The following is a 2630-nucleotide window of genomic DNA, read 5'->3' as shown; positions in this document are numbered from 1 at the left end:
AGACTTGGAAAAGTATGCTCGTTTGAAAACCCTTGCGAAAGCTCAATGAAGAACTCTATCGGTAAGCCGTATGAGGGAAAACTTCACGTACGGTTTGATGAAGGGGGTACTGATAGTCTAACTAATTTTATTATCTTTGTGAGAAAAAAAATATGAATAGGCTATCAGACTCTACTCTACGCGGTAATGCGAAATAACAGAAAAAATGGCAATAATTAATATCGAAATTTTAAATATTGGGAAAATTAGCGATGATAGTATTTCCAATTCAATTAGATTAATAAATAAAAATCAAGATGCTTTTCAATTCAGCTATTTGGAAAATCGTTCTGTTGATTTTTTGGACAAGAGTTATTTGAATACATCATTTGTATACGATTATATAAAAGATTTTGTTGAAATTAATAAAGGCTATCATCCTTACATTATTGCGATAACTGATAATACAGTTTTATCATTTTTTGTTATTGTTTCAGATACAATATTTTACGAACTCTACTTCCCTGAAGAACTAAAAACCGCCAATAAAGAAATCCTAAAACACTTAGGCGATTTAAAGCCCATAACAGATGAGATGAGCGAAGAAGAAAAGTTGGCAATAATACAAAGCGAGTTTGAGCGTTTATACAACCCTAACCACCCTGTGCGTAATAATATTGAAACATTGGATAGTATTGAGGAGGTTAGAATAATTAAGGAGGCTTTAAAATGAGAAATGAAGAATTAATTAAACTTTTAGAGGAGTTAGTTGCTCACCCAATAGAAACCCAGTGGATTGAATTTAAAATGGGTGCTGGCAGTATTACCAACGAACAAATTGGCGAGTATGTTTCGGCAATGAGCAATGGTGCTACCATTAGCAATCAGCCATTTGGCTATTTGGTTTGGGGAGTTGATGATGATACCCACGAAGTTAAAGGAACAAATTTTTGTTTTACTACTGCCAAACAAGGAAATCAAGATTTAGAATTATGGGTACGCAATTTATTACATCCAAAAATTAATTTTGAAATATTTGAGTTTGCTTATCACGGTAATAATGTAGTAATGCTTCGTATTCCTTCTGCCAAAGGCGAACCAACACACTTTAAGAAAAAGCCATTTATCAGAATTGGTAGTAATAAAACCGATTTGCGAAATTTTCCTGAGTATGTGCGTATAATCTACAATTCACTTGAAGATTGGAGTACAAAAATAATTGATAGTGCAAGTATTCCTGATTTAGATACTGATGCTATTGCTGTTGCAAGAGAAAAATTTAAGGAAAAAAGCAGTAAAGCAAAATACTATAACGAAATTGATAATTGGGATACTCAAACTTTCTTAGATAAGGCAAAAGTTACTATAAATGGTAAAATTACAAATGCAGCAATTTTGCTTTTAGGCAAGGAAGAAGCATCGCATTATCTTCTGCCATCAATTGCAGAAATAACGTGGAAATTAGAAACAGAAGAAAAAGCTTATGAGCATTTTTCTTGCCCGTTACTTTTAAATACTTCACAAGTTTTGAAGAATATTAGAAATATAAAGTATAAATTTTTTCCTGATAATGAATTGCTTGCAACTACTGTGGACAAATATGATACTCGTACTATTTTAGAAGCAATGCACAATTGTATTGCACATCAAGATTATTCACTAAACCGTAGAATCATTGTAACCGAAAAAATTGACAAACTAATATTTGCTAATGCAGGTAGTTTCTTTGAAGGAAATCCAGATGATTATTCAGCAGGTGATAAAACACCTGATAAATACCGAAATCCTTGGTTGGCACAAGCAATGGTTAATTTAGGAATGATAGATACTTTGGGTTATGGAATTCATACAATGTATCTTTCTCAAAAGAATAGATATTTTCCACTGCCCGATTATTTGCTTTCAGAATCACAAAAGGTTATTCTGCAAATTTATGGTCATTCAATAGATGAAAATTATTCCAAACTATTAATTGAGAGGAAAGATTTATCCTTATCAAATGTTGTTTTGTTAGATAGAGTTCAGAAAAAATTAGACATTACCAAAGAAGCAGCCGTATCGTTACGTAAAGAAGGACTTATTGAAGGACGTAATCCAAATTACTTTGTTTCGGCATCGGTAGCCGAAGCCACAGGGCAAGAAGTTGATTATATAAAAATGAGAGGTATTGATGATGACTACATACAGAAAGTAATAACTGATTATTTAAAAAAGTTTAAAGAAGGCAAAAGACAAAATTTTGAATCTGTTTTATTAGAAAAACTTCCTGATATATTAAGTATTGAACAAAAACGAACTAAGATTAAAAATAATCTTCAGGCTCTAAGAAAAAAAGGAATAATTGAGATAAATGGTAAAATTTGGAAAATGTCTAAAAATGGATAATTAGAAATAGTTTAGACATTTATTTAGACATTTTTAGACATTCTAATAATAAAACGAAGGTAGAATTTGAAACAAAATAATTGAGAACTAAACCATTTTGTTGGCTTTAACAAAATGGTGTGATATTAACCCAAGTTGAGCAAATTGCCCCCTGAAAATGTTAAAAAGTCATTTTTATTTGCGTTTTTTGATTTTTTTTAGTATCTAAAAACCTGATAATCAGTATGTGTGTTTTTGAAAAGGCGTTTGTAGTCCCCGAATTCATT

Annotated in this window: 2 protein-coding genes; both read left to right on the top strand. The window is 31.2% G+C overall.

Features of this window, described 5'->3' with window-relative positions; translation table 11 throughout:
- Positions 1-205: 205 nt before the first annotated feature.
- Entirely contained in the window at positions 206-712 is a 507-nt protein-coding gene (locus tag HN894_11300; GenBank protein ID MBT7143912.1) for a hypothetical protein, read from the top strand.
- Positions 709-2364, top strand: coding sequence for a transcriptional regulator (locus tag HN894_11295; GenBank protein MBT7143911.1), 1656 nt, complete (start codon positions 709-711; stop codon positions 2362-2364). Before HN894_11300 ends, HN894_11295 begins: the two co-directional genes overlap by 4 nt.
- Positions 2365-2630 lie beyond the last annotated feature (266 nt).

This window comes from Bacteroidota bacterium, assembly GCA_018692315.1.
GTDB lineage: Bacteria > Bacteroidota > Bacteroidia > Bacteroidales > JABHKC01 > JABHKC01.
The sequence above is the reverse complement of the archived record's forward strand: the minus strand, read 5'-3'. Positions and strand labels throughout refer to the sequence as shown.